The organism is Sphingomonas sp. FW306-1B-B10E (genome assembly GCF_058782005.1).
Genome location: NZ_JBYSXG010000053.1, coordinates 1 through 22,211, shown reverse-complemented (window position 1 = coordinate 22,211; position 22,211 = coordinate 1). Strand labels below are relative to the sequence as shown.

Below are 22,211 nucleotides of genomic sequence, written 5' to 3'. Positions count from 1 at the left end.
TCATTACACCGGCATGCTCATGATGTCCTTGTAAGCGGACAGGAGTTTGTTGCGGACTTGCAGGGTCGCCTCGAAGCCGACCGAGGCCTGCTGGCGGGCGAGCATCACCTTGGCGATGTCGACGGTCTCGCCGCGCTCATAGGCCTCGGACAGCGCGCCGGCCTGGGCCTGGGCCTGGTTGACCGACTTGAACGCGTCCTGGAAGGTATCGGTGAAGCTCGCGGGCTTGGCCTCCGCGGGCGCAACCGCGGCGGGCGCCTGCTGTGCGCGGCCGAGCGCGGCGTTGCGCTCGAGAATCTGCGATCGCAACGCCATCACGCGATCGACGCTCATCGGCGCGGCGACGCTCATGCCGAGGCCGCCTGAGCGATGTCGTCACCCTGCTCGCGTGCCTTGGCGAGCCGGTAGCGCAAGGTGCGCTCGGAGATGCCGAGACGTTTCGCGGTCTCGATCCGGCTGCCATTGCACTCGGCGAGCGTTTCGCGGATCGCCTGGAACTCGTGCATCTGGACGATGTTGCTCAGCGTCTCGGGACGATCCTGCCGCATCTCGGGCCGGCGGTCGAAGATCAGATGCGCGGGCTCGATCACGTCGCCCGGCGCGAGCAGCAATGCGCGCTGGATCACGTTCTCGAGTTCGCGGACATTGCCCGGCCAATCGTGATCGCTGAGGACCTCGAGCGCATCCGTCGTGATCCACGGCAGGGTCGAACGGGTGCCCGCGTGCCGGAGCACCATCGCCGCGGCGAGCGCGGCGATGTCGCCAGGGCGCTCGGCGAGCGCCTTGGTTGCGAGCGGGAAGACGGCGAGACGATAATAGAGATCGGCGCGGAAGCGGCCGGCGGTGACTTCGGCCTGCAGATCACGATTGGCGCAGGCGACGACGCGGACGTCGATCTTCTCGGGGCTCGTACCGCCGATCGGGACGACCTCGCGCTCCTGCAGCGCGCGGAGGAGCTTGGCCTGGAGCCCAAGCGGCATCTCGGCGATCTCGTCGAGCAGCAAGGTGCCGCCATTGGCGGCGCGGAAGAAGCCCTGCCCGCCCGACGACGCGCCGGTGAAGCTGCCCTTATGGTGGCCGAACAGCATCGCCTCGAGCATCGTCTCAGGCAACGCGGCGCAATTGATCGCCACGAACGGCCCGTCACGGCGGGTGGAGCCCATATGGATCGCCTTGGCGAGGACTTCCTTGCCGGTGCCGGTGGGGCCGTTGATCAACACGGTGATGTCCGAAGCGGCGACCCGCTCGGCGAGCGCCAGCAAGGCGAGGCTCTCGGGATCGGCGGCCACGGGCTCCCACGGCCCGCGTGCCATCGCGCTGGCGAAGCCGGCGCCGATTGCCGCATCGGCGCTGCCATAGGACAAGCGGGCGGGGTTGCCGTCGCGAAACGGGATCGCGGCGCGGTCGCCTTCGCCGAGGATCAGCGTGCGCGCCGCTGCCGGGGGAACTTCGCCATCGGCGACGAGGAACAGATCCTGCGCGCCCGGCTTGCCGTCCTCGCACGAAGCGATCGCGAAACCCTGCGCCCGAAGCGCCGAAACCAGTGCGTATTTCTGCCGGAGAACCGCTGCCGAAGGAACGATCGAGCGCATATGTGACCCCCTGTTATGCAGGCTGTGTGGGGCCAAGTTGGTTAATTCGTCGTAAAACTACGTAGCGGCGCACACTTTGGTCCCCGCCCGTCTACGCGCGCGCGTGATGGACGATTTTTTTCTTAAGCCGGGATTTGCGCGGCCGTTCCTTGGCTTGGCGGCTCCGCTTTCCCGTTCAGGGGGGACGCGGGAAGCCGACGAGCATGGAGATGAACATGACTGTTATCGGAACCAACATCGCCTCGCTGCGGGCTTCGAACGCGTCCAATTCGGCGAACAAGCTGCTGGGCACCGCGATGGAGCGCCTGTCGACCGGCAAGCGCATCAACAACGCCAAGGACGACGCCGCCGGCCTCGCCATCGCCTCGACGATGACCGCGGCGATCCGCGGCATGAACCAGGCGGTGCGCAACGCGAATGACGGCATCTCGCTCGCCCAGACCGCCGACGGCGCGCTCGACGAGGTCAGCAACATGCTGCAGCGCATCCGCGAGCTCGCGGTCCAGTCGGCATCGGGCACCTACAGCACCACCGACCGCGCCAATCTCGACAAGGAAGCGGCCGCGCTGACCACGCAGATCCAGTCGATCCTGACCAACACCAAGTTCAACGGCGTCGCGGTGTTCGACTATGCCGCGACCGATACCGCCAGCGACGACGTGACGATCCAGGTGGGCATCAACAGCACCGACACGGTCGCGCTGACCAAGGCGTTCTTCGACAGCGACAATTTCGAAGCGGCCGATTTCAAGGTGGACACCGTCGCCAATGCCGGCACCACGCTGACCAACGCCGATACCGCGCTGACCGCGGTCAACACTGCGCGCGCCACGCTCGGCGCGTCGCAGAGCCGGCTCGAATCGGTGGTCAACAATTTGACCACCAACGTCACCAACCTGTCGGACGCGCGCAGCCGCATCGAAGACGCCGATTTCTCGGCCGAGACCACCGCGCTCGCCAAGGCACAGATCCTGTCTCAGGCTTCGACGGCGATGCTCGCCCAGGCGAACCAGAGCCAGCAGACGGTTCTTTCGCTGCTCCGTTAAGCGCGTGCCGGTCGGGGTGTCACCCCCCTGACAGGCACCGCGGCCGGTCACCTCTCCCAAGTTGGAGAGTGCGCAAGAGGAACCCCGGTGGTCCCAAGGGACTGCCGGGGTTTTCCTTTGCCCTGACATCGGCACTGGTAGCGCTAACAGAATTGGGTTAGCCTCCCTTCAAACGAGAATGGAGAGGCTGATGACCCGGAAGCTCAGGATCGCGCTCGCCCTGCTGGCATCGAGCGCGTGGGTGTCGCTGGCAAACGCGCAGACAACGCCCGGTAAACTCGGCGATGCCTCAGCCACCCCGGAAGCGCGCGCACGCGACGTGATCGCCAAGATGACGCTGGAGGAAAAGGCGCACCAGCTCGGCCACACCGCGCCGGCGATCCCGCGGCTCGGCGTGCCGCAATATAATTGGTGGAACGAGGGGCTGCACGGCGTCGCCCGCGCCGGGATCGCGACGGTGTTCCCCCAGGCGATCGGCATGGCGGCGTCGTGGGACGTGGCGTTGCTCCACCAGGTCGGCGACACGATCGCCACCGAGTTCCGCGCCAAATATCTCGAGCGGCGCCATCCCGACGGCGGCAGCGACTTTTATCGCGGGCTCACCGTCTGGTCGCCCAACATCAACATCTTCCGCGATCCGCGCTGGGGCCGCGGCCAGGAGACCTATGGCGAGGATCCCTATCTCTCCGGCCGCCTCGGCATCGCCTTCATCACCGGGCTGCAGGGCGACGATCCCAAGTTCCTCAAGACCGTCGCGACCTCGAAGCATTTCGCGGTGCATAGCGGCCCCGAGAGCAACCGCCACCGCGAGGACGTCCACCCGTCCCCGCACGACCTGGAAGACACCTATCTCCCGGCGTTCCGCGCGACGGTGACCGAGGGCAAGGTCGAATCGATCATGTGCGTGTACAATGCCGTCAACGGCGTGCCGGGCTGCGCGAACAGCTTCCTGATGGAAGACACGCTGCGCAAGAGCTGGGGCTTCCAGGGCTATGTCGTCTCGGATTGCGGCGCGGCGGCGAACATCTACCGCCAAGACGCGCTGCATTACACCAAGACCGCGCCAGAAGGCGTCGCACTCGGCTTCAAGGCCGGGATGGACCTGATTTGCGGCGACTATCGCAACAAGATGACCACCGATCCCGAGAATATCGTCGCGGCGGTCAAAGCGGGGCAATTGCCCGAGGCGGTGGTCGACCGATCGCTGCTTCGGCTGTTCGAGGCGCGCATCCGGCTCGGGCTGTTCGACCCGAAGCTGCCCTTCGCCGACATCACCGCCAAGGATTACGACACCCCCGAGCATCGCGCGCTTTCCCGGAAAATGGCCGAGGCGTCGATGGTGCTGCTCAAGAACCAGAACAACCTGCTGCCGATCAAGGGAAGCCCGAAGACGATCGCAGTGATCGGCCCCAATGCCGACAGCTTCGATGCGCTGGTCGGCAATTATTACGGCACCCCGTCCAAGCCGGTAACCGTGCTCGACGGCATCCGCGCGCGCTATTCGCAGGCGAAGATCCTCTACGTGCCCGGCACCGGGCTGATCGGACGTGCCGAAGTGCCGGTACCCGACGATGTCCTGTGCGTCGATCCGGCCTGCGCCACGCGCGGGCTCAAGGTCGAATTCTTCAAGGGCACCGAGCTCGAAGGTGCGCCGACCGAGACCAAGACGGTGCCCAGTGCCCGCTTCGAATGGCTCGGCGACCGAGCGACCTCGGCGCGCTGGACCGGCACGATCACCGCGCCCGACACCGGCGAATACGGCTTCCGCTTCGCCAGCGAGAATGGCTATCGCATCTGGGTCGGCGACAAATTGGTGGTCGACGAATGGGGCGTCGGCGACGCGCCGTCGATCCTGTCGGGCACGATCGCGCTGGAGAAGGGCCGCAAATATCCGCTCCGCGTCGAGGGCTTTCAGCGCGGCCAGCGCAGCAACCAGCAATTGCTGTGGAGCCCGCAAAGCGCCGATGGCGACCACGCGGTGGAGGCGGCGAAGCAGGCCGATCTGGTGGTGTTCGTCGGCGGGCTCTCGGCGCGGATCGAGGGCGAGGAAATGAAGGTCAAGGCGCCGGGCTTCGCCGGCGGCGACCGCACCAGCCTCGATCTGCCCGCACCGCAGCAGCAATTGCTCGAACGCGTCAACGCGACCGGCAAGCCCACCGTGCTCGTGCTGATGAACGGCAGCGCGCTCGGGGTGAACTGGGCGGACGCACATGTCCCCGCGATCGTCGAGGCCTGGTATCCCGGCGGCGAGGGCGGGCACGCCGTGGCCGGATTGCTCGCCGGCGATTTCAGTCCGGCGGGACGCCTGCCGGTGACCTTCTACAAATCGGCCGACCAGCTTTCCGCCTTTACCGACTATCGCATGGCCGGGCGGACCTATCGCTATTTCACCGGCGAACCGCTTTATCCGTTCGGCCACGGCCTCAGCTACACGCGCTTCGCCTATGCGGCGCCGAAGCTGAGCAATGCGAAGGTCGGCGCCGACGGCAATGTCACCGTGTCGGTCGCGGTCAGCAACACCGGCGCGCGCGACGGCGACGAAGTCGTCCAGCTCTATGTGTCGCACCCAGAAACAGCCGGCGCGCCGGTCCGCGCACTCGAACGCTTCGAACGCGTGCATCTGAAGAAGGGTGAGACGCGGCAAGTCCGCTTCACGCTCGATGCGCGCGCGCTGAGCCTGGTCGATGCCGCGGGAGTGCGCCGGCTGGTGCCGGGCAAGGTCGACCTGTGGATCGGCGGCGGTCAGCCGGTGACGCGGCCGGGACTGCCGGCAGCGGCGGGGGTGAAGGCCCAGCTGGAGGTCACGACTGGCGCAACATTGCCGCGCTAACCGAGCCTTCGCTGGAGCGCACGCTTGAGGCGGGCGTGCGCCGCGGCCTTGATCTGGCAGACGCGCGCGGCGCCGACGCCGAGCACCTGGCCGATCTCCTCGAGGTTCAATTCCTCGACATAATAAAGCTGGATGACCTGCGCCTCGCGGACCGGTAAGGCGCCGATCGCGGCGATCAGCGCGTCGCGCTGGTCGCCCTCGGCGAGCTGGTCGAAGGCATTGGGTTCGTTGGACATGAACCAGGGCGATTCGTCGGAATAGGTCTCGTCGATCGAATCGAAGCGCACTGCCTCGGCGCTGGCATATTCGGCGCGCAGCTTCTCCGGGGTGACGCCGAGCTTGTCGGCGACTTGCGCGTCGGTCGGGACGTGGCCTAGCGCCGCGCCCAGCATCGCCACCGCCTCCTGATACAGCTTGCGCCGCCGCATCGCGCCGCGGGTAAGCGTCGCCTGGCGGCGCAATTCGTCGATCATCGCGCCGCGCACCCGCGTGACCAGATAGTGCTCGAACGTCACCTGGCCGCGATCTTCGAAGCCGGCCACAGCCTCGATCAGCGCCACCATGCCGATCTGGATCAGATCCTCGACCTCGACGATCGAGCTCATCGATCCGTGCACGTGCCACGCGATCTTGCGGACTAGTGGCAAGTGTTTCCGCATCATCGCCTCGGCGTCGCGCTGCGGCGTGGGGGCATAGGTCAGCGGTGCGATTGCGAGCGAAGCCATGGTGCTCCTCAAGGAAGTGGCGTTCATGCGGGCAGCGCCTCCGGCGCACCGATCACCGCGACGACTTCGACGGCCTTGTCCTCGGGGACCTCGAAGAAGCTCATCACCGGCGTGTCGGGGAGGATGGACTTGACCAATTTGCGGATCGCGATGCGGATCGCCGGCTGGACGACGAGTGCGAACGGCTTGGCCTCGGCGATAAGCGGGCCGGCGGCGTGCTGGAGCGCATCGGCGATGCGGCGGCCGAGATCGGGTTCGATCGTGTGCCGGCGCGACGGATCCGAGCGGACCGCCTGCCCCAGCAGCGCCTCGAGCTGGCCTTCGAGAGTCATCACCCGCAGCGGCTCGCGCACCCCGCACAGCCGCTGGATGATCAGCGGGCCGAGTTCGGGACGGATCAGCTCCAGGATCTCCTCAGCGTCGAGCGTCTTCTGCGCAGCGACCGCGATCGCCGCGGCGATCCGGCGAAATTCCTTGAGCGGGATATTCTCCAGCAGCAGGCCGCGCAGCACGCTGGTGAGCGTGGTCAGCGGCACCGGCTGCGGGCAGAGCGCCGCGACCAACGCGGCGGCGCGCTCCTTGAGCCCGTCGAGCAGTGCCTGGACCTCGTCGGGGCCGAGCAGGTCGGCGGCATTCTGGATCAGCACGTGGTTGAGGTGCGTCGCGACCACCGTGCCAGGATCGACGACCAGATAGCCGGCGCCGGTCGCGGCGTCGGCATCGGCGTTCGCAATCCATACCGCGTCGAGCCCGAAGGTGGGGTCGCGCACCGGCTTGCCCTGCAGCTTGCCGACCGCTTGCCCCGTATCGAGCGCGAGCATCTCGTCGGGCGCGACGTTGTCTTCGCCGACCACGACTCCGCCGATGACGATCCGGTAGGTGAACGGCGCGAGGTTGATGTCGTCGCGGACGCGGACCTGCGGCACGACGAAGCCGAGATCCTTGGAAAGCTGGCGCCGCACCCCGGTGATCCGTCCCATCAGCGGCCCGCCGCGGCGCTCGTCGACCAGCGGCACGAGGCCATAGCCGATGTCGAGCATCACCTGCATGTTGTCGGTCACTTCCTCCCAGCCGATCTTCGACAGGTCGGTTGGTTCCGCGGCGGGCTCGGGTGGCGGCGGACGGTTGGCGATCCTCCGCAGCTTCCACGCGGCAAAGCCCGCGACGGCGGCGGCGGGGAGGATGACGAAATGCGGCATGCCCGGCATCACCCCGAGCAGCGCGAGGATCCCCGCGACCGGCGTCCAGGTCTTGTGGCTGCCGAACTGGCTGCCGATCTGCCCGGCAAGGTCGTGCTTCGAATTCACTCGCGTGACGATCGCGGCGGCGGCGATCGACAGCACCAGGGCCGGCAGCTGCGCGACCAGCGCGTCGCCGATCGCGAGCATGATGTAGCTTTGCGCGGCGTCGCCGACCGCCATGTGATGGCTGACCACGCCGAGGATCAGACCGCCGACGATATTGATGCCGAGGATCAGCAGCCCGGCGATTGCGTCGCCCTTCACGAACTTGGACGAACCGTCCATCGCACCGTAGAAATCGGCTTCGGTCGACACCTCGATGCGGCGCGCGCGGGCTTCGTCGGGAGTGATCAGCCCGGCGTTCAAATCGGCGTCGATCGCCATCTGCTTGCCGGGCAAGGCATCCAGCGTGAACCGCGCGGAAACTTCGGAGACGCGGCCGGCGCCCTTGGTCACCACGATCATGTTGATGATCATCAGCACCGCGAACACGACGATGCCGACGACATAGTCGCCGCCGATCAGGAACGTGCCGAATGCTTCGATGACATGGCCGGCCGCGGCGCCGCCCTCATGCCCGTTGACCAAAACCACGCGCGTCGAGGCGACGTTGAGCCCGAGCCGGAACAGGGTGGCGAACAGCAGGACGGTCGGGAAGGCGGAGAAATCGAGGGGCTTCTGCGCATTCAACGCCACCATCAGCACCGCGAGGCTGATCATGATGTTCATGATGAAGAAGGCGTCGAGCAGCACCGCCGGGATCGGCACGACCAGCAAGGCGACGAGCAGCAGGATCGCACCAGGCAGCGCGAAGCCGCGGATTGCCGGCACGAGGCCGGCGGGAAGGGTCAGGCCGTTCACGCGGGTCACGCTCCCAGCTTTGCGAGCATCAGATAAGCGAGCTTCGCCGTCTCCGGTGTCGGCCGGAACGGATTGAGCCGCTCGCCTCCGACCATCTCCGTCGCGCCGCGCGTCGTCTTGAGCTGGGCGAGTGTCGTCTCGATCCAGTGGCGATCGCCGCCGGTCGCGTCGTTGCCGAGGATGATTTCGGTCCCCTCGCCGCCGGCACCGAACGGGTCGGACAGCGCATCGAGCCCGTTCGAGGCCCCCCCCGGCGCGCCGGCCGCAGCAGCGCCCTGGTCGAGCTTGCCGGCGAAACGGCTATAGATCTCGCTCAAGGTCCGCGGCTGGCCGCTGGCGGCGTAGAAGACGCCACGATTGGCCCGCGCGGCCGATGGGAACAGCGCCGCGCCGGTGCGATCCGGATTGCTGTCCATCGCGCTCAGGAACTTCGCCGCGCCGCCCTGGCCGAGGAAATGCGCCATGTAGAGATCGGTGCCGGTCGCCGGCCGGCCGAGCCGATCCTCGAGCGCGGCCTTGTTGTCCGAGGCATGCTCGGCGGCCATCAGCGCGGCGGTGCCGGGATCGCTGCGCATGTCGAGGATCGCGCGGCGCGTCGCCGGATCGCTGACGACGTAGCGGCCCGAGGCGGTCTGCCGGATCGAGTCCGCGGCCCAGCCGAGGCCATGTTCGGCGCCATGGCCCTTGATCACCCCGAGCCAGCTCTGCTCGATGAACTGATAAAGCCCGGTGGCGCTCGACGTCGCAGCGCGCGCATTGGCGCGAAGGCCGCTCTCGACCTGCGCCTGGCCGAGCAGATAGTTGAAGTCGATCCCGGTCTTGCGGCTGGCGGCGGCGATCGCCGTCTGGATGCCTGCTATAGTGTTGACCGATGCGATGCTCATCGAGCGCTGATCCGATTGCCCTTGGTTGGCGCAGGATCAGCAAGGGCCGTGCCACTTTTCGATCCTCCCCGGCACGGGGAGGGGGACCAGCGAAGCTGGTGGAGGGGGCGTGCCTCTAGCGGTTCGCGCGGGGAGAGCCCCCTCCGTCAGCGCTGCGCGCTGCCACCTCCCCGTACCGGGGAGGATCAATCAGGCTATCGCGTACCCCCCAGGGCGATACGCAGGCGCCGCATCCCCGGAAAGAAGTTGCAGGCGGCGGCGGACATTTGCCGCCATCAGATTGACGTAGATCCGGCAAGTCTCGTTGAGCCGATGCGCTTCGGCGGCGAGATCCTTGACCTCGTCGGAGGGCGCCTCGCCGTCGAACAGCGCGACGCTGTCGATCCCGGCGAGCTTGGCCTGCGTCGCCGCTTCGAGCGCGGCGACGTCATTGGCCTTCAGCGCCGCGATCTCGGCGTGCAGCGATTCGATGACCGTGATCAGCGCGTCACGCCGGGTCATTGGGACTCCATTCGAGCTTGAGCGCAAGCAGCCGGTCGGCGATCGTCGTCGGATAGATCGGGAATTTGCCGTCCTCGATCGCCTTGCGGATCTTGGCCACTCGCTCGGCATCGACCGGCGGCTTGGCGGCCATCTCGCTGGTCAGGGCGGCGGCGGTCGACTGGACCGCCTGCACGACATTGGCAACCGGCTTGGCCACTTCCACCGGAGCGGCGGGAGCGACAGGCGCAAGGCGTCGGTCAGCGACCGCGCTTGCCTTGTTGCCGATGGGATCCACCATTGCTGCTTCCTTGGAAATCAATCCTGCAGCGATAGGAACGACCGGCCGTCGACACACTTTAGAAAAAAATGCGGGAGGCCTTTACGGCAAGCGCGCGAGCCCCGCTTCGATCGCCACTGCCTGGATCGGCGCCTTTTTGTAGTCGACCTTGACCAGCAGCCGCGCGCCCGCCGCCGCATCGCCCATCGCCACGCCTTCGCGGGTGATCGAGAAGCCGTTCGCGCCGGCCTCGACGGTGATCGGATCGCCGCGACGGATCACCGGCGGCGCCTTGACCGGTGCCGCTGCCGCCGGCGCGGCCGCTACGGGTGCCGGCTTCGGCTGAGGCAGGGCGGTGACCGGCACGAAGATGCGCCATGTCGGCGCCATGCAGCGGATGACGACCGCGTCCTTCGCCTCGCTGCGCCATTCGAGTTGCGGCGCGGCGCAAGCCTGGAGCTTGAGCCTCGTGTCGACCGGCGCGCGCGCGCCGCCCAGAGTGCCGACCTCGGCGCCGGTGAACTGGCCCACGATCGCATCGAGCACGACCGTCGACTGGAATTCGGGCGCCGCGGCGGCGAGAGCCAGGGACAACAGCATCAGAGACTCCTTGCGAGAGGCAGGCGGCAAGCGCGGATTGCGGGACGGCAGATCATTGCCGGCCCCCGTCATAGCCGAGCGAAAGCACGACGCGCCGCTGGCCGCTGCCAGTGGCGATAGTGACGCGTCCCGGCGCGACGGCGCCTGCGCGGACCAGGAGGGCGGCGACCGCGCGGGCGCGATCGGCGGCGAGGATCGGGCCGCTGCCGGTGAGCGGGTCGACGTCGGCGGCGGCGCCGTCGACTTCGCCGATGACGCGCAGCCGCGTGCGCGGATCGGCGGCGGCGGTGCGCGCCCAGGCAAGCGCGGCCTGGATATCGGGAAGCTGCGCCGATCCCGGGGCGAAGCCAGGGACAGCGGCGAGATCGACCGGCATCGCCGGCGCCGCTTCCTTGGCGCCGAAGCCGGCGCGGATACTGGCGGCGAGCGTCGCCGGATCGACCTGGTTGGCCTGGAGCAGCACGAAGAAGCCGACCAGCAGCAAGGCAAGGTCGGCAAGCGTGGTCAGCCAGATCGGCCGCGCCGGGGCCTCGTCCTCGAACGTCATGCGGCAAGCTCGCGCGCGGCGAGTCGGGGCTGGACGGCGGCGAGCGCGGCGAGCGGCGCCACCAGCCGGGCGCGCTCCTGCGCCTCGTGGCGCGCCTGCCGCTTGAGCCGCGCCGCCACCGGCGTGGCGACGAGGCACGCGACGATCGCGCCATAGAGCGTGGTGAGCAAGGCAACCGCCATCGCCGCGCCGATCGTCTTGGGATCGCGCATCGCCGTGAACATCTGGACGAGGCCGATCAGCGTGCCGATCATCCCCATTGCCGGGGCGATGTCGGCCATGCCGGCCCACATCTCGGCGGCGGCGCGGTGCCGTTCGAAGCGGCCGAGCCGGCGCTGGTCGAGCAAAGCGGTGACCCGATCGGGCGCGGCACCGTCGACGACCGCCGCCACCGCGGCCGCGAGATCGGCATCGGCGATCACCGAGCGATCGAGCGCGAGTACCCCATGGCGCCGCGCGATGCGGGCGAAGGCGGCGACCTGCTCGAGCAGCGGATCGGCGTCGAAGCGGCGACGGCTGAGCGTGCGCAATGCTGCGATCCCGCGGCCGAGATCGCCCAGCGGCGTCCGCAGCACCACGGCGACGACCGTACCGCCGAGCACGATGGCGAGCGCGACCGGGTCGAGGAAAGGCGCGAAGTTCATGCGCTCGTGTTTGCAAGCGGCGGGCCAATCTGGCGGAGCGTGCGACATCCTTCGTCACCCCGGACTTGTTTTGGGGTCCACCGCGCGCCGCACGCATTGCGGCAAGAGCCTCCATCCGCTCGCCCAGGTGCCAAGTGGACCCCGGAACAAGTCCGGGGTGACGGAGGAGTTTGCGGCACCGGATGGGCAGTACGGCAGCCGGTTGCCGCATGACCGGCAAGATATTGCCGCCCGGCCTGCGCGTAGAACGAAATCGGCATTCCGGCGCCTCCCCGCGAAAACTGGCACGGCCATTGCAGCACCCCGCCCGAACCTTTGTGCGGGAGACGTGCAATGCCCAATGACAGCCTCTTCGGCGTACACGGCGCAGCGCTGACCGTGCGCTCGCAGCGCATGGGCGTGCTCGCCTCGAACATCGCCAACGCCTCGACCCCCGGCTACAAGGCCAAGGACGTGGACTTCCAGTCGGCGCTCGCCGCGATCGAAGCGCCGGGCGGCGCCGCGGACAATGCGATCGACGCCGCGACGCTCTATCGCGTGCCCCTCCAGCCGAGCCAGGACGGCAACACCGTCGAGCTCGCCACCGAACAGACCGCCTTTGCCGAGAATGCCGTCGCCTATCAGACGACCCTGTCGTTCCTGAACGGCCGCATCTCGACGATCACCCGCGCGCTCAGGGGAGAATGAGCATGGGCAGCCAGGCGCTCTCGATCTTCCAGGTCTCCGGCCGCGCGATGAGCGCGCAGCTGCTGCGGATGAACACCACCGCGTCGAACCTCGCCAATGCCGGCACCGTCGCTTCCAGCCCCGAGGCTGCCTATCGCACGATCAAGCCGGTGTTCCGCTCGGCGTTCGACGAGGCTTCGGGCCTGTCGACCGTCGATGTCGAGCAGGTCGTCACCGCCGGCGCCGAGCCGACCAAGCGCTACGACCCGGGCAATCCGATGGCCGACAAGGACGGCAATGTCTGGGAGAGCGCGGTCGACGAGACCCGCGAGCTCGTCGACATGCTCGAATCGTCGCGCACCTACCAGAACAATGTCGAGGTCCTGCAGACTGCCAAGCAGCTGATCGTCGACACCCTCAAGCTGGGCCGCTGACCATGGATTTCGACAGCACGCTGCAGACGCTCGGCGTCAACCGCTACGGCGCGACGGGCTCGGCCTCGAACACCGGGACCAAGGATAGCTCCAAGCTCGGCAAGACCGACATGGACCAGGGCGATTTCCTCGCGCTGATGACCGCCCAGCTCAAGAACCAGGACCCGTTCGAGCCGGTCGACAACACCCAGATGGTCGCCCAGATGGCGCAATTCTCGTCGCTCTCGGGCATCACCGAGATGAGCACGACGCTCAAGGCGATCGCCACGAAGCTGGGCAGCACCTCGCTCGGCGATGCGCTCGGCTATGTCGGCAAGACCGTGCTCACCGAAGGCTCGACGGCGTACCCGCGCGAGAGCGGCGGAATCGCCGGCGCGGTCGCGCTCGCCAAGGACGCCACCGACGTCAACGTCACGATCAGCGATGCCGACGGCAAGCCGCTCAAGACGATCGCGCTCGGCAAGCAGGCCGCCGGCGCGGTCGCGTTCGACTGGGACGGCAAGCTGGAGAACGGCGATGCCGCCGGTCCCGGCCCCTATTCCGTCAAGGTCGCCGCGCTCGCCGCAGGCGCCAAGGTCGATGCCGCACCGCTGGTCTGGGCGCCGGTCTCGACCGTGTCGATGGGCGCCGACGGCAAGCCCGCGCTCACCCTTCCTGGCATCGGCCAGATCTCGCTCGACGCCGTCTGGCAAGTCGGCTGACCCTCAAGGAGTAACACCATGTCCTTCTTCACTTCGCTCAGCGGTCTCCAGGCGGCCCAGACCGAGATGTCGACGATCTCGCACAACCTCGCCAACGTCTCGACCAACGGCTTCAAGCGCTCGACCACCCAGTTCGCCGACGTTATCGCCTCGACCTCGAACTCGAACCCGACCCAGATGGTCGGCTCGGGCACCGTGGTGAAGTCGGTTCGCCAGCAGTTCAGCCAGGGCGGCTTCACCCAATCGTCCTCGGCGCTCGACGTCGCGATCTCGGGCGAGGGGTTCTTCATCGTCAAGGGCAGCGACGCGAGCAACAACGTCTCGTTCACCCGCAACGGCAGCTTCCTCGTCGATTCGGACCGCTATGTCGTCGACGCGCAGGGCAACAAGCTGCAGGTCTATCCGGTCGACGGCTCGGGCGCGGTGGTCGCGACCGGCATCGCCTCGACGGTGAGCCTGCGCCTGCCGCAGATCAGCGGCAAGCCCGAGGCGACCGAGGATGTCAGCCTGTCACTCAACCTCAACGCCAATTCGGTGGTGCCGAAGGACGATGATCGCTGGACCGACGTGCCCTATGCCTTCGACCGGTTCGATCCGGCGACCTACAATCATTCGGCGCAGACCACGATCTACGACGCCAACGGCAACGCGCTGACGCTGACCACCTATTTCGTCCGCGAGACGACGCCGACCACCGCCGAGCCGACCAGCCAATGGACCGCTTATTCGTTCGTCGGCGACAAGCAGCTCAATTCGGGCACCGATCCCGACGTGATCGCGCCCATTCACATGACCTTCGATTCGACCGGCAAGCTCACTGCGCCCAGCGGCCCGACGCAGTTCCAGGGCTTCCTCGCGCCGGGTGCCACCACCGAACAGATGATCAACCTCGACTTCGGCGACGCGACCACTCAGGTCTATTCGCCGTTCAGCATCGATGCGAGCTCGCAGGACGGCTCGCCAGTCGGCCAGCTCGAAGGCGTGACGATCGGCGATGACGGCACGGTGCGCGCCAGCTTCTCGAACGGCGACAGCCAGGCGCTCGGCAAGGTGGTGCTCGCCAGCTTCTCCAACCCCACGGGCCTTCGCCAGCTCGGCAGCAGCACCTGGTCGGCCTCGGGCCTGTCGGGCGAGCCGCGGCTGGGCGAGCCGGGCTCGAACGGGTTCGGCGGGCTGATGGCGGGTGCGGTGGAGCGATCGAACGTCGACATCACCGAGGAGCTGGTCGGGTTGATCGCGGCGCAGCGCAATTTCCAGGCGAACGCCAAGGCGCTCGATACCGCGAGCCAGATCTCGCAGACGATCTTCAACATCCGCAGCTGACGCAGCGGCGGCTTCAACATCCGCAGCAGGTTAACGGGAACAAGGGACGTAAGGAATGGACCGCCTCGTCTACACAGCCATGTCGGGACTGCGCAGCCAGATGGCGGCGCAGTCGACGATCGCGAACAACATCGCGAACGCGTCGACGATCGGCTTTCGCGCCGAACGCGTCGATTTCGACCGGCTGGTGCTGACGGGCCAAGGGCTCGAGACGCGTCAGCTTGCATCGGAGGAAGTCAACGACTTCGACCGCCGCGCCGGCGCGATCGTCCATACCGCGCGGCCGCTCGACGTGGCGGTGACGTCGGATTCGTGGATCGCGGTGCAGGCCGCGGACGGCAGCGAAGCCTATACGAGGCGCGGCGACTTGTCCGTCGCGGCCTCGGGCGTGCTGGAAACCGGCGACGGTTTCCCGGTGATGGGGTCGGGGGGCCCCATCACCGTGCCGCCCCATCAATCGATCGCCATTGCCGAGGACGGCACCGTCTCGATAGTGCCGCTGGGCGGCGATCCGACCCAGCCGCAGGCGATCGACAAGATCAAGCTGGCCAGCCCCGCGGGCAGCCAGACCGCCAAGGGCCTCGACAACCTCCTCCACGTCAAGGGCGGCGGCGCGCTGCCCGAGGATCTCGACGCCAAGCTCCAATCGGGCTCGCTCGAGCAGTCGAACGTCAATCTTACCCAGGCGCTGGTCGACATGATCGAAAACCAGCGCAGCTACGAAGTGCAGGCGGGCCTGCTCAAGGAAGCCAAGACCATGGACGAGAGCGCCGCATCCCTAATGCGGATGCCCGCCTAATCGGAAGGATTTAGACGATGGGTTCCTCGGCAATGCACATCGCGCGCACCGGGCTCGACGCCCAGGACATGCGCATGCGCGTGATCTCGAACAACCTCGCCAACGTCAACACGACGGCGTTCAAGCGCGATCGCGCGTCCTTCCAGACGCTGGCCTATCAAGTGGTGACCGCGCCGGGCGCGCAGAGCACTGCCGAGACCAAATACGCCACCGGGCTCAACCTCGGCACCGGCGTACGCATCCAGGGCACTGCGCGCGTCGAGACCCAGGGAACGTTCCAGAATACCGGCGGGTCGCTCGACCTTGCGCTCGAAGGCGAAGGCTATTTCCAGGTCCAGCTGCCCGGCGGCCAGCTCGGCTACACCCGCGCGGGCAATTTCTCGCGCTCGGCCGAGGGCATGATGGTGACCAGCGACGGCTATCAGGTGATGCCGGGGATCACGATCCCCGAGGGCACCACCGGGATCACGATCGGCGCCGACGGCACCGTCTCGGCGCAGATCGCCGGCCAGACCGAGGCGAGCCAGCTCGGCCAGATCCAGGTCGCGACCTTCCCCAATCCGGGCGGGCTGCAGGCGACCGGCGACAATTTCCTGATCGAGACCACCGCCAGCGGCGCGGCGAGCCTCGGCGCCCCGGCCGAAGCCGGGCGTGCCAAGATCCGCCAGGGTGCGCTCGAAGCCTCCAACGTCAACGTCGTCGAGGAGCTGGTCGACATGATCGAGACCCAACGGGCGTACGAGGTCAATTCGAAGATGATCTCGGCGACCGACGAGATGCTCAAATATGTCAACCAGAACATCTGAGGGGGCGCTGATGAAGTTTCTCACCGGCCTCGCCACCGGCGCGCTGGCCGTCGCCGCGCTCGGCATGGGCGCGACGCCCGCCAAGGCGCAGTTCCTCGGCCTCGGCAAGAAGAAGGCGAAAGAGGACTTCTCCGCCACCTATCCCGCGCCCGCCCCCGTCGCCGCGCCCGCCAATGGCAGCATCTTCCAGGCGAGCGACGGCTATGCCGCGCTCTACGAAGGCATGCGCGCGCGCCGCGTCGGCGATCCGCTGACGATCGTCCTCGTCGAGCGGACCAGCGCGTCCAAGTCGGCGGGCACCAAGCTCGACAGCAATGGCGGTTTCTCGCTGACGCCGCCGACGACTGGCGCGCTGTCGCTATTCAAGGAGAGCGACGCCAGCGTCAGCAGCAAGCGCAACTTCACCGGCACCGGCACCGCCGACCAGGCCAATGCCTTGTCGGGCGAAATCAGCGTGACGGTGGCGGCGGTCTATCCGAACGGCACGATGCTGGTGCAGGGCCAGAAGCGCGTGACGCTCAACCGCGGCGACGAATTCGTCCAGATCAAGGGGCTGGTCCGCACCGCCGATATCGACGCGAACAATCGCGTCGCCTCGACCCGCGTCGCCGATGCCCGCATCGCCTATACCGGCAAGGGCGACGTCGCCCGCGCCAGCCGCCAGGGCTGGCTGAGCCGGTTCTTCCAGATGATCAGCCCGTTTTGAGAGGGGCCGCAGCCATGATCCATCGCATTCTGAAGGCCCTCCGCTTCCACCCGTTCGCCCTGAGCTTGTCGAAGGGCCGTTCTTCTTGCTCAGCGCGTGAGAAGAAAGAACAGTGCTTCGACAAGCTCAGCACGAACGGAGGAAGCGTGAGTCTCCCCTCCTGGCTCCCCTCCCTGCAAGGGAGGGGCCGGGGGTGGGTGGCCCCCCCCCCACGCCGGGGGCGGGGGCCCTTCGCGGACGCGGCCGGAGCTCGCTGCGCTCGCGACCCACCCCTAACCCCTCCCTTGCAGGGAGGGGAATCATGCTGGTCCTCCTTGCGATGCTCCCCATCGCCCCCGCGCAGGCTCAGCGCGTCAAGGATCTGGGCGGGTTCCAGGGCATCCGCACCAACCAGCTCACCGGCTACGGCATGGTCGTCGGCCTCCCCGGCACCGGCGACGACAATCTCGAATATACCGTCCAGTCGATGAAGGGCGTCGCCTCGCGCTTCGGCCTCCAGCTGCCGCCTGGCGTCAGCCCCGCGCTCAAGAACGCGGCGGTCGTCATGATCACCGCCGAGCTGCCGCCCTTCGCCAAGCCGGGGCAGAAGCTCGACATCACCGTCTCGTCGATGGGCAAGGCTAAGAGCCTGCGCGGCGGCACGCTGATCCTGACGCCGCTCCAGGGCGCCGACGGCCAGATCTACGCGATGGCGCAGGGCAATCTCGCCGTCGGCGGGCTCGGTGCGGACGGCGCCGACGGTTCCAGGATCGTCGTCAACACGCCCTCGAGCGGCCGCATCCCCGAAGGCGCCACCGTCGAACGCATGGTCGACACCGGCTTCGACCGCGCCCCCTTCCTCACCTTCAACCTCGCCCGCGCCGACTTCACCACCGCGCAGCGGGTTCAGGACGCGATCAACAGCCGCTTCGGCAGCGCCCGCGCCCGCGCGATCGACGGCGTCTCGATCGCAGTGCAGGCCCCCGCCGGCGCCGATGTCCGCGCCGAACTGATGGCCGAGATCGAAAACCTCACCGTCGACGCGGCCGAGGCCGCCGCCAAGGTGATCGTCAACGCGCGCACCGGCACCGTGGTGATCAACTCCGCCGTCCGGGTCAGCCCGGCCGCGGTCACGCATGGTAAACTCACCGTTCGGATCGATGAGGCCCAAAATGTCGTCCAGCCCCTGCCGTTTAGTAAAGGCGAGACGGTCACCGAGCAGCACAGCAGCGTGAACGTCGAGGAGGAGAAGAAGCCGATGTTCCTGATGCAGCCCGGGCCCAAGCTCGCCGACGTGGTCAAGGCGGTCAACGCGATCGGCGCGTCGCCGGCGGACCTCGTCGCGATCCTCGAGGCGCTCAAGGAAGCCGGCGCGCTCAAGGCCGAATTGGTGATCCTGTGACCGATGTCGCCGCCATCTCGAACCTGAGCAACGGCCTGTCGACGGACACGTCGCGGCTGGCCTCGAAGGACAATCTCGACGCCGCCGGCCAGCGCTTCGAGGCGATCTTCACCGGCATGATGCTCAAGTCGATGCGCGCGGCCAAGCTGGGCGACGGGCTGTTCGACAGCAAGGCGGGCGAGCAGTTCCGCGACATGCAGGACCAGCAGCTCGCGCAGAGCATGGCCGCGCACGCCCCGATCGGCATCGGCAAGGCGATGACCGAGTGCCTGGCCAAGGCTGCTTCTTCTTCGTTCCCCGGCGAAGGCCGGGGCCCAGCTGCAGCGTCGTCCGAGGCGCAGTCCACTCTTGGAGATGTCATCGAAACTGGGCCCCGGCCTTCGCCGGGGAACAACACCGCAAAGGCTAGCAGGAGCAACACGCCATGAGCGACATGCTCTCGATCGGTCTGTCGAGCCTCAAGGCGTATCAGACCGCGCTCACCACCGTGTCCGAGAATATCGCGAGCGCCGGCACCGCCGGCTATTCGCGCCGGACCACCGATATCCGCGAAGTCGTTGCGCCCGCCGGGATCACCACCGGCACTGCGCAGGGCATGGGCGTGGTGGCGCGTGGGCTGACTCGCGCCGCCGACATCTACAAGACCGCCGAAGTGCGCACCGCCACCGCCGATCTCGCCAAGACCGAGGCGGGGGCAACCTGGCTCCAGCGCGTCGAGGAATCGCTGACTGGCAGCAAGCTTGGCGACCGGCTGACCGGCTTCTTCAATTCTGCCAAGGCCGTCGCCGCCGACCCGGCCTCGCTGGCGCCGCGCGCCGCGATGATCGAGGCGGCGTCGAGCATCGCTTCCTCCTTCGCCGCTACCGGAGCCGCACTCGACGGCGCGGCGGCCGATCTCGACAAGAGCGCCGAGGCGGCGGCAACGCAGCTCAATTCGCTCGCCCGCTCGCTCGGCCGGGTCAATGCCGGGCTCGGGCGGCAGCAGGACGGCACCAGCGGCCAAGCGGCGCTGCTCGACGAGCGTGACCGGCTGCTCGAGGCGATGAGCGCGATCACCGACGTGTCGGCGACGACCGATCCCGCCGGGCGGGCGGTCGTCCGCGTCGGCGGCGTCGCCGGTCCCGTGCTCGTCCAGGGCGAGAATAGCGGCGCGATCACCTACAAGCGCAGCGACGAAGGCCTCGTCGCCTACACGCTGCATTTCCAGGGCGAGGGCAGCCCGGTATTCCCGAGCGGGGGCGTGCTCGCCGGCTTCGCCGAGGGTGCCGATCGGATCGCCGACGCGCTGGGCGAAGTGAACCGTCTCGCCACGGCGTTCGCCGAGGGCACCAACGCCGTGCAGGCCGCGGGCGAGGACCTCGACGGCAATCCCGGCGCGGCGATGTTCGCGGTCGGCGATCCGGCCTACAAGCTCAGCCTCGTGCTCGACGATCCGCGCGGCATCGCCGCCGCCGCGCCGGGCAAGGGCATCCGCGACAATGCAAACCTCGCCGGGCTCGACGCGCTGCGCGGCAGCGGTCGCTTCGAGGACACCATCGCCAGCGTGACCTCGGCCAACGCCGCCGCGCTCTCGGCACGCAAGTCGGTCGCCGAGGCGCAAACCGCGATGCGCGATTCTGCGGTTGCCGAGCGCACCGCCGCGACGGGGGTCAATGTCGACGAGGAGGCGGTCGACCTGATCCGCTTCCAGCAGGCGTACCAGGCGTCGAGCCGCGTGATCCAGATCGCGCGCGAGACGCTCAATTCCATCCTCGAGATCCGGTGAGGCTGACCATGCGCGTCGCGACTTCGCAGCTCTATAATCGTCCGGCGTCGCTGATGGCGCGGCTCACCGCCGATGCCGACCGGACCCAGATCCAGATCGCCACCGGCAAGAAACTGCTCGCGCCCTCGGACGATCCCGGCGCCTATCTGCGTCTGCAGGGGATCAGCCGCCAGACCGCCGACGACGGCGCCTATGCCGCCAATATCGGCATGGCGCAGGGGCTGCTCGCGCAGACCGACACCACGCTCGACAGCGTCGAGGCGCAGCTCACCCGCGCGCTGGAGCTCGCCACCCAGGCGGCGAACGGCACGCTCTCCGACACCAACCGCGCGGCGATCGGCAAGGAACTCGATTCGATCCGCGACACCCTGTTCGGCCTCGCCAACACCAAGGACGTGCGCGGCCAGCCCTTGTTCGGCGGCGCGAGCGGCGATGTCGCTTATGTGAAAGCCGCAGACGGATCGATCGCCTTTGCCGGCACCGGCGAACCTTCGGCGATCCCGATCGGCGAGGGCACCGGCGTGCAGGGCACGGTGACCGGCGTGCGCGCCTTCGCTTCGGGAGGGAGCGACATGTTCGCGGTTCTCGCCGACCTGGCCGCAGCACTGGAGACGGGTGGCGACGTCAAGGCGGCAGCCGATACCGCGCTCACCGGGATCAAGGGATCGCTCGAGAGCGTGACCCTGGCGCGGGCGTCGGCAGGCGCGCGCGCGGCGCGGCTCGAGCTCGACACCGACCGGCTGACCGCCGCCGGCGAGGCGCGCGAGGACGTGCGCTCGGCGCTCGAGGACACCGACGTGACCACGGCGGTCACCGAGCTCCAGAAGACGCTGACGATCCTCCAGGCGACCCAGGCGAGCTTCTCCAAGCTCTCGAGCCTGTCGTTGTTCGATTATCTCTGAGCGCGCGATTTTCCGCGCAAATCCACGGCGAAGCGGTCGTTTACCAGATGAGTGGCCGACCAACGGCACGGGGGGAAGTGTAGTCGCATGTTCGTGCTGATCGGCTTTGTCGTCCTGATCGCGATGGTGTTCGGCGGGTTCGTCATCACCGGTGGCGCGCTCGGACCCGTGCTCCACGCCTTGCCCCACGAGATGCTGATCATCGGCGGCGCCGCGATCGGCGCGCTGATCATCGGCAATTCGATGAAGGAGCTGAAGGCGCTGGGCGGCGGCTTCATGAAGGTCGTCAAGGGCCCGAAGTACAAGAAACAGGACTATCTCGACACGATCTTCCTCGTCTCCAAGCTGATGAAGATGCTGCGCACCGAGGGGCCGATCGCGCTCGAGCCGCATGTCGAGGACCCCAAATCCTCCGCGCTGTTCGCCGAATATCCCCGCCTGCTTGCCGACCACACGCTGATCAACCTGATCACCGACACGCTGCGTCTCGTCGTCGTCTCCTCGGGCACGCTCGACGTCCATGCGGTCGAGGAAGTGATGGATAACGCGATCAAGACGCATCACCACGAGGTGCAGGGCCCGCAGGCGACGCTCCAGGGCCTCGCCGACGCGCTGCCGGCGCTCGGCATCGTCGCGGCGGTGCTCGGCGTGGTCAAGACGATGGGCTCGATCGACAAGCCGCCGAGCATCCTCGGCGGGATGATCGGATCGGCGCTGGTCGGCACCTTTCTCGGCGTGCTGCTCGCCTACGGCATCGTCGGCCCGCTCGCGACCCGGCTCCAGCAGGTGATCGACGCCGACGCGGCGATCTACCACACGGTCAAGCAGATCATCATCGCGTCGCTCCACGGCCATCCGCAGCCCCTGGTGATCGAGGCGGCGCGCTCGGGCATCGCCCATGCCAACCAGCCGGGCTTCGGCGAAGTGTTCGACGGGCTCAGGGGGCGGTGAGCATCGCTCTTGCTTATTCCCCTCCCTGCAAGGGCGGGGTTACGGGT

At 67.9% G+C, this 22,211-nt stretch carries 24 protein-coding genes; 14 read left to right on the top strand and 10 right to left on the bottom strand.

Going from position 1 to position 22,211, the window contains the following annotated elements:
* Positions 1-3: 3 nt before the first annotated feature.
* The gene (gene fliE, locus AC3WJI_RS17515) at positions 4-351 is read right to left on the bottom strand and encodes a flagellar hook-basal body complex protein FliE (RefSeq protein ID WP_492758575.1); all 348 of its coding nucleotides are present in this window, start codon (positions 349-351) and stop codon (positions 4-6) included.
* A complete protein-coding gene (locus tag AC3WJI_RS17510) occupies positions 348-1,592 on the bottom strand; it encodes a sigma-54 interaction domain-containing protein (protein ID WP_492758574.1) in 1,245 nt (414 codons plus the stop codon). Before AC3WJI_RS17510 ends, fliE begins: the two co-directional genes overlap by 4 nt.
* A 215-nt stretch (positions 1,593-1,807) precedes the next feature.
* Between AC3WJI_RS17510 and AC3WJI_RS17505 the strand changes: the two genes are divergently transcribed.
* Together AC3WJI_RS17505 and AC3WJI_RS17500 are read left to right on the top strand one after the other, a co-directional pair.
* On the top strand, positions 1,808-2,638 hold the full coding sequence (locus AC3WJI_RS17505; RefSeq protein WP_492758573.1) for a flagellin N-terminal helical domain-containing protein: 831 nt from the start codon (positions 1,808-1,810) through the stop codon (positions 2,636-2,638).
* A gap of 190 nt (positions 2,639-2,828) precedes the next feature.
* Positions 2,829-5,468 (top strand): glycoside hydrolase family 3 protein, encoded by a 2,640-nt coding sequence (locus AC3WJI_RS17500; RefSeq protein ID WP_492758572.1) that lies wholly within the window; start codon positions 2,829-2,831, stop codon positions 5,466-5,468.
* Here AC3WJI_RS17500 and AC3WJI_RS17495 read toward each other — a convergent pair.
* From AC3WJI_RS17495 to AC3WJI_RS17460, 8 genes are all read right to left on the bottom strand, one after another.
* Positions 5,465-6,193: a sigma-70 family RNA polymerase sigma factor gene (locus AC3WJI_RS17495; protein ID WP_492758571.1), complete on the bottom strand. Its 729-nt coding sequence runs from the start codon at positions 6,191-6,193 to the stop codon at positions 5,465-5,467. The two genes, AC3WJI_RS17500 and AC3WJI_RS17495, sit on opposite strands and share 4 nt — an antisense overlap.
* A 23-nt stretch (positions 6,194-6,216) precedes the next feature.
* Positions 6,217-8,304 (bottom strand): flagellar biosynthesis protein FlhA, encoded by a 2,088-nt coding sequence (gene flhA / locus AC3WJI_RS17490; RefSeq protein WP_492758570.1) that lies wholly within the window; start codon positions 8,302-8,304, stop codon positions 6,217-6,219.
* The gene (locus AC3WJI_RS17485; RefSeq protein WP_492758569.1) at positions 8,301-9,179 is read right to left on the bottom strand and encodes a lytic transglycosylase domain-containing protein; all 879 of its coding nucleotides are present in this window, start codon (positions 9,177-9,179) and stop codon (positions 8,301-8,303) included. Before AC3WJI_RS17485 ends, flhA begins: the two co-directional genes overlap by 4 nt.
* A gap of 189 nt (positions 9,180-9,368) precedes the next feature.
* Entirely contained in the window at positions 9,369-9,680 is a 312-nt protein-coding gene (locus AC3WJI_RS17480; RefSeq protein ID WP_492758568.1) for a flagellar protein FlgN, read from the bottom strand.
* Complete coding sequence (flgM, locus tag AC3WJI_RS17475; RefSeq protein WP_492758567.1) at positions 9,667-9,960, bottom strand: flagellar biosynthesis anti-sigma factor FlgM; 294 nt, start codon at positions 9,958-9,960, stop codon at positions 9,667-9,669. Before flgM ends, AC3WJI_RS17480 begins: the two co-directional genes overlap by 14 nt.
* A gap of 81 nt (positions 9,961-10,041) precedes the next feature.
* Positions 10,042-10,539, bottom strand: a complete 498-nt coding sequence (locus AC3WJI_RS17470) for a flagella basal body P-ring formation protein FlgA (RefSeq protein WP_492758566.1) — start codon at positions 10,537-10,539, stop codon at positions 10,042-10,044.
* 52 nt (positions 10,540-10,591) lie between these two features.
* The gene (locus tag AC3WJI_RS17465) at positions 10,592-11,086 is read right to left on the bottom strand and encodes a flagellar motor protein MotB (RefSeq protein WP_492758565.1); all 495 of its coding nucleotides are present in this window, start codon (positions 11,084-11,086) and stop codon (positions 10,592-10,594) included.
* Entirely contained in the window at positions 11,083-11,730 is a 648-nt protein-coding gene (locus AC3WJI_RS17460) for a motility protein A (RefSeq protein ID WP_492758564.1), read from the bottom strand. The genes AC3WJI_RS17465 and AC3WJI_RS17460 overlap by 4 nt, the downstream gene beginning before the upstream one ends.
* Positions 11,731-12,063: 333 nt before the next feature.
* On the opposite strand from AC3WJI_RS17460, the gene flgB reads away from it, so the two are divergent.
* From flgB to motA, 12 genes are all read left to right on the top strand, one after another.
* On the top strand, positions 12,064-12,417 hold the full coding sequence (gene flgB / locus AC3WJI_RS17455) for a flagellar basal body rod protein FlgB (protein ID WP_492758563.1): 354 nt from the start codon (positions 12,064-12,066) through the stop codon (positions 12,415-12,417).
* Positions 12,418-12,419: 2 nt separating this feature from the next.
* Entirely contained in the window at positions 12,420-12,830 is a 411-nt protein-coding gene (gene flgC / locus AC3WJI_RS17450) for a flagellar basal body rod protein FlgC (protein ID WP_492758562.1), read from the top strand.
* Positions 12,831-12,832: 2 nt separating this feature from the next.
* Entirely contained in the window at positions 12,833-13,531 is a 699-nt protein-coding gene (locus tag AC3WJI_RS17445) for a flagellar hook assembly protein FlgD (RefSeq protein ID WP_492758561.1), read from the top strand.
* Between the two features lie 18 nt (positions 13,532-13,549).
* On the top strand, positions 13,550-14,854 hold the full coding sequence (locus tag AC3WJI_RS17440; RefSeq protein ID WP_492758560.1) for a flagellar hook protein FlgE: 1,305 nt from the start codon (positions 13,550-13,552) through the stop codon (positions 14,852-14,854).
* 55 nt (positions 14,855-14,909) lie between these two features.
* Complete coding sequence (flgF, locus tag AC3WJI_RS17435) at positions 14,910-15,653, top strand: flagellar basal-body rod protein FlgF (RefSeq protein ID WP_492758559.1); 744 nt, start codon at positions 14,910-14,912, stop codon at positions 15,651-15,653.
* A gap of 17 nt (positions 15,654-15,670) precedes the next feature.
* Positions 15,671-16,459: a flagellar basal-body rod protein FlgG gene (gene flgG, locus AC3WJI_RS17430; protein ID WP_492758558.1), complete on the top strand. Its 789-nt coding sequence runs from the start codon at positions 15,671-15,673 to the stop codon at positions 16,457-16,459.
* 10 nt (positions 16,460-16,469) lie between these two features.
* Entirely contained in the window at positions 16,470-17,165 is a 696-nt protein-coding gene (locus AC3WJI_RS17425) for a flagellar basal body L-ring protein FlgH (RefSeq protein ID WP_492758557.1), read from the top strand.
* 301 nt (positions 17,166-17,466) lie between these two features.
* On the top strand, positions 17,467-18,546 hold the full coding sequence (locus AC3WJI_RS17420) for a flagellar basal body P-ring protein FlgI (RefSeq protein WP_492758556.1): 1,080 nt from the start codon (positions 17,467-17,469) through the stop codon (positions 18,544-18,546).
* A complete protein-coding gene (locus tag AC3WJI_RS17415) occupies positions 18,543-18,974 on the top strand; it encodes a rod-binding protein (RefSeq protein ID WP_492758555.1) in 432 nt (143 codons plus the stop codon). Before AC3WJI_RS17420 ends, AC3WJI_RS17415 begins: the two co-directional genes overlap by 4 nt.
* A complete protein-coding gene (gene flgK, locus AC3WJI_RS17410; protein WP_492758554.1) occupies positions 18,971-20,311 on the top strand; it encodes a flagellar hook-associated protein FlgK in 1,341 nt (446 codons plus the stop codon). Before AC3WJI_RS17415 ends, flgK begins: the two co-directional genes overlap by 4 nt.
* Positions 20,308-21,213, top strand: a complete 906-nt coding sequence (flgL, locus tag AC3WJI_RS17405; RefSeq protein WP_492758553.1) for a flagellar hook-associated protein FlgL — start codon at positions 20,308-20,310, stop codon at positions 21,211-21,213. The genes flgK and flgL overlap by 4 nt, the downstream gene beginning before the upstream one ends.
* 87 nt (positions 21,214-21,300) lie before the next feature.
* Complete coding sequence (gene motA, locus AC3WJI_RS17400; RefSeq protein WP_492758552.1) at positions 21,301-22,164, top strand: flagellar motor stator protein MotA; 864 nt, start codon at positions 21,301-21,303, stop codon at positions 22,162-22,164.
* The last annotated feature ends 47 nt before the right edge of the window (positions 22,165-22,211 follow it).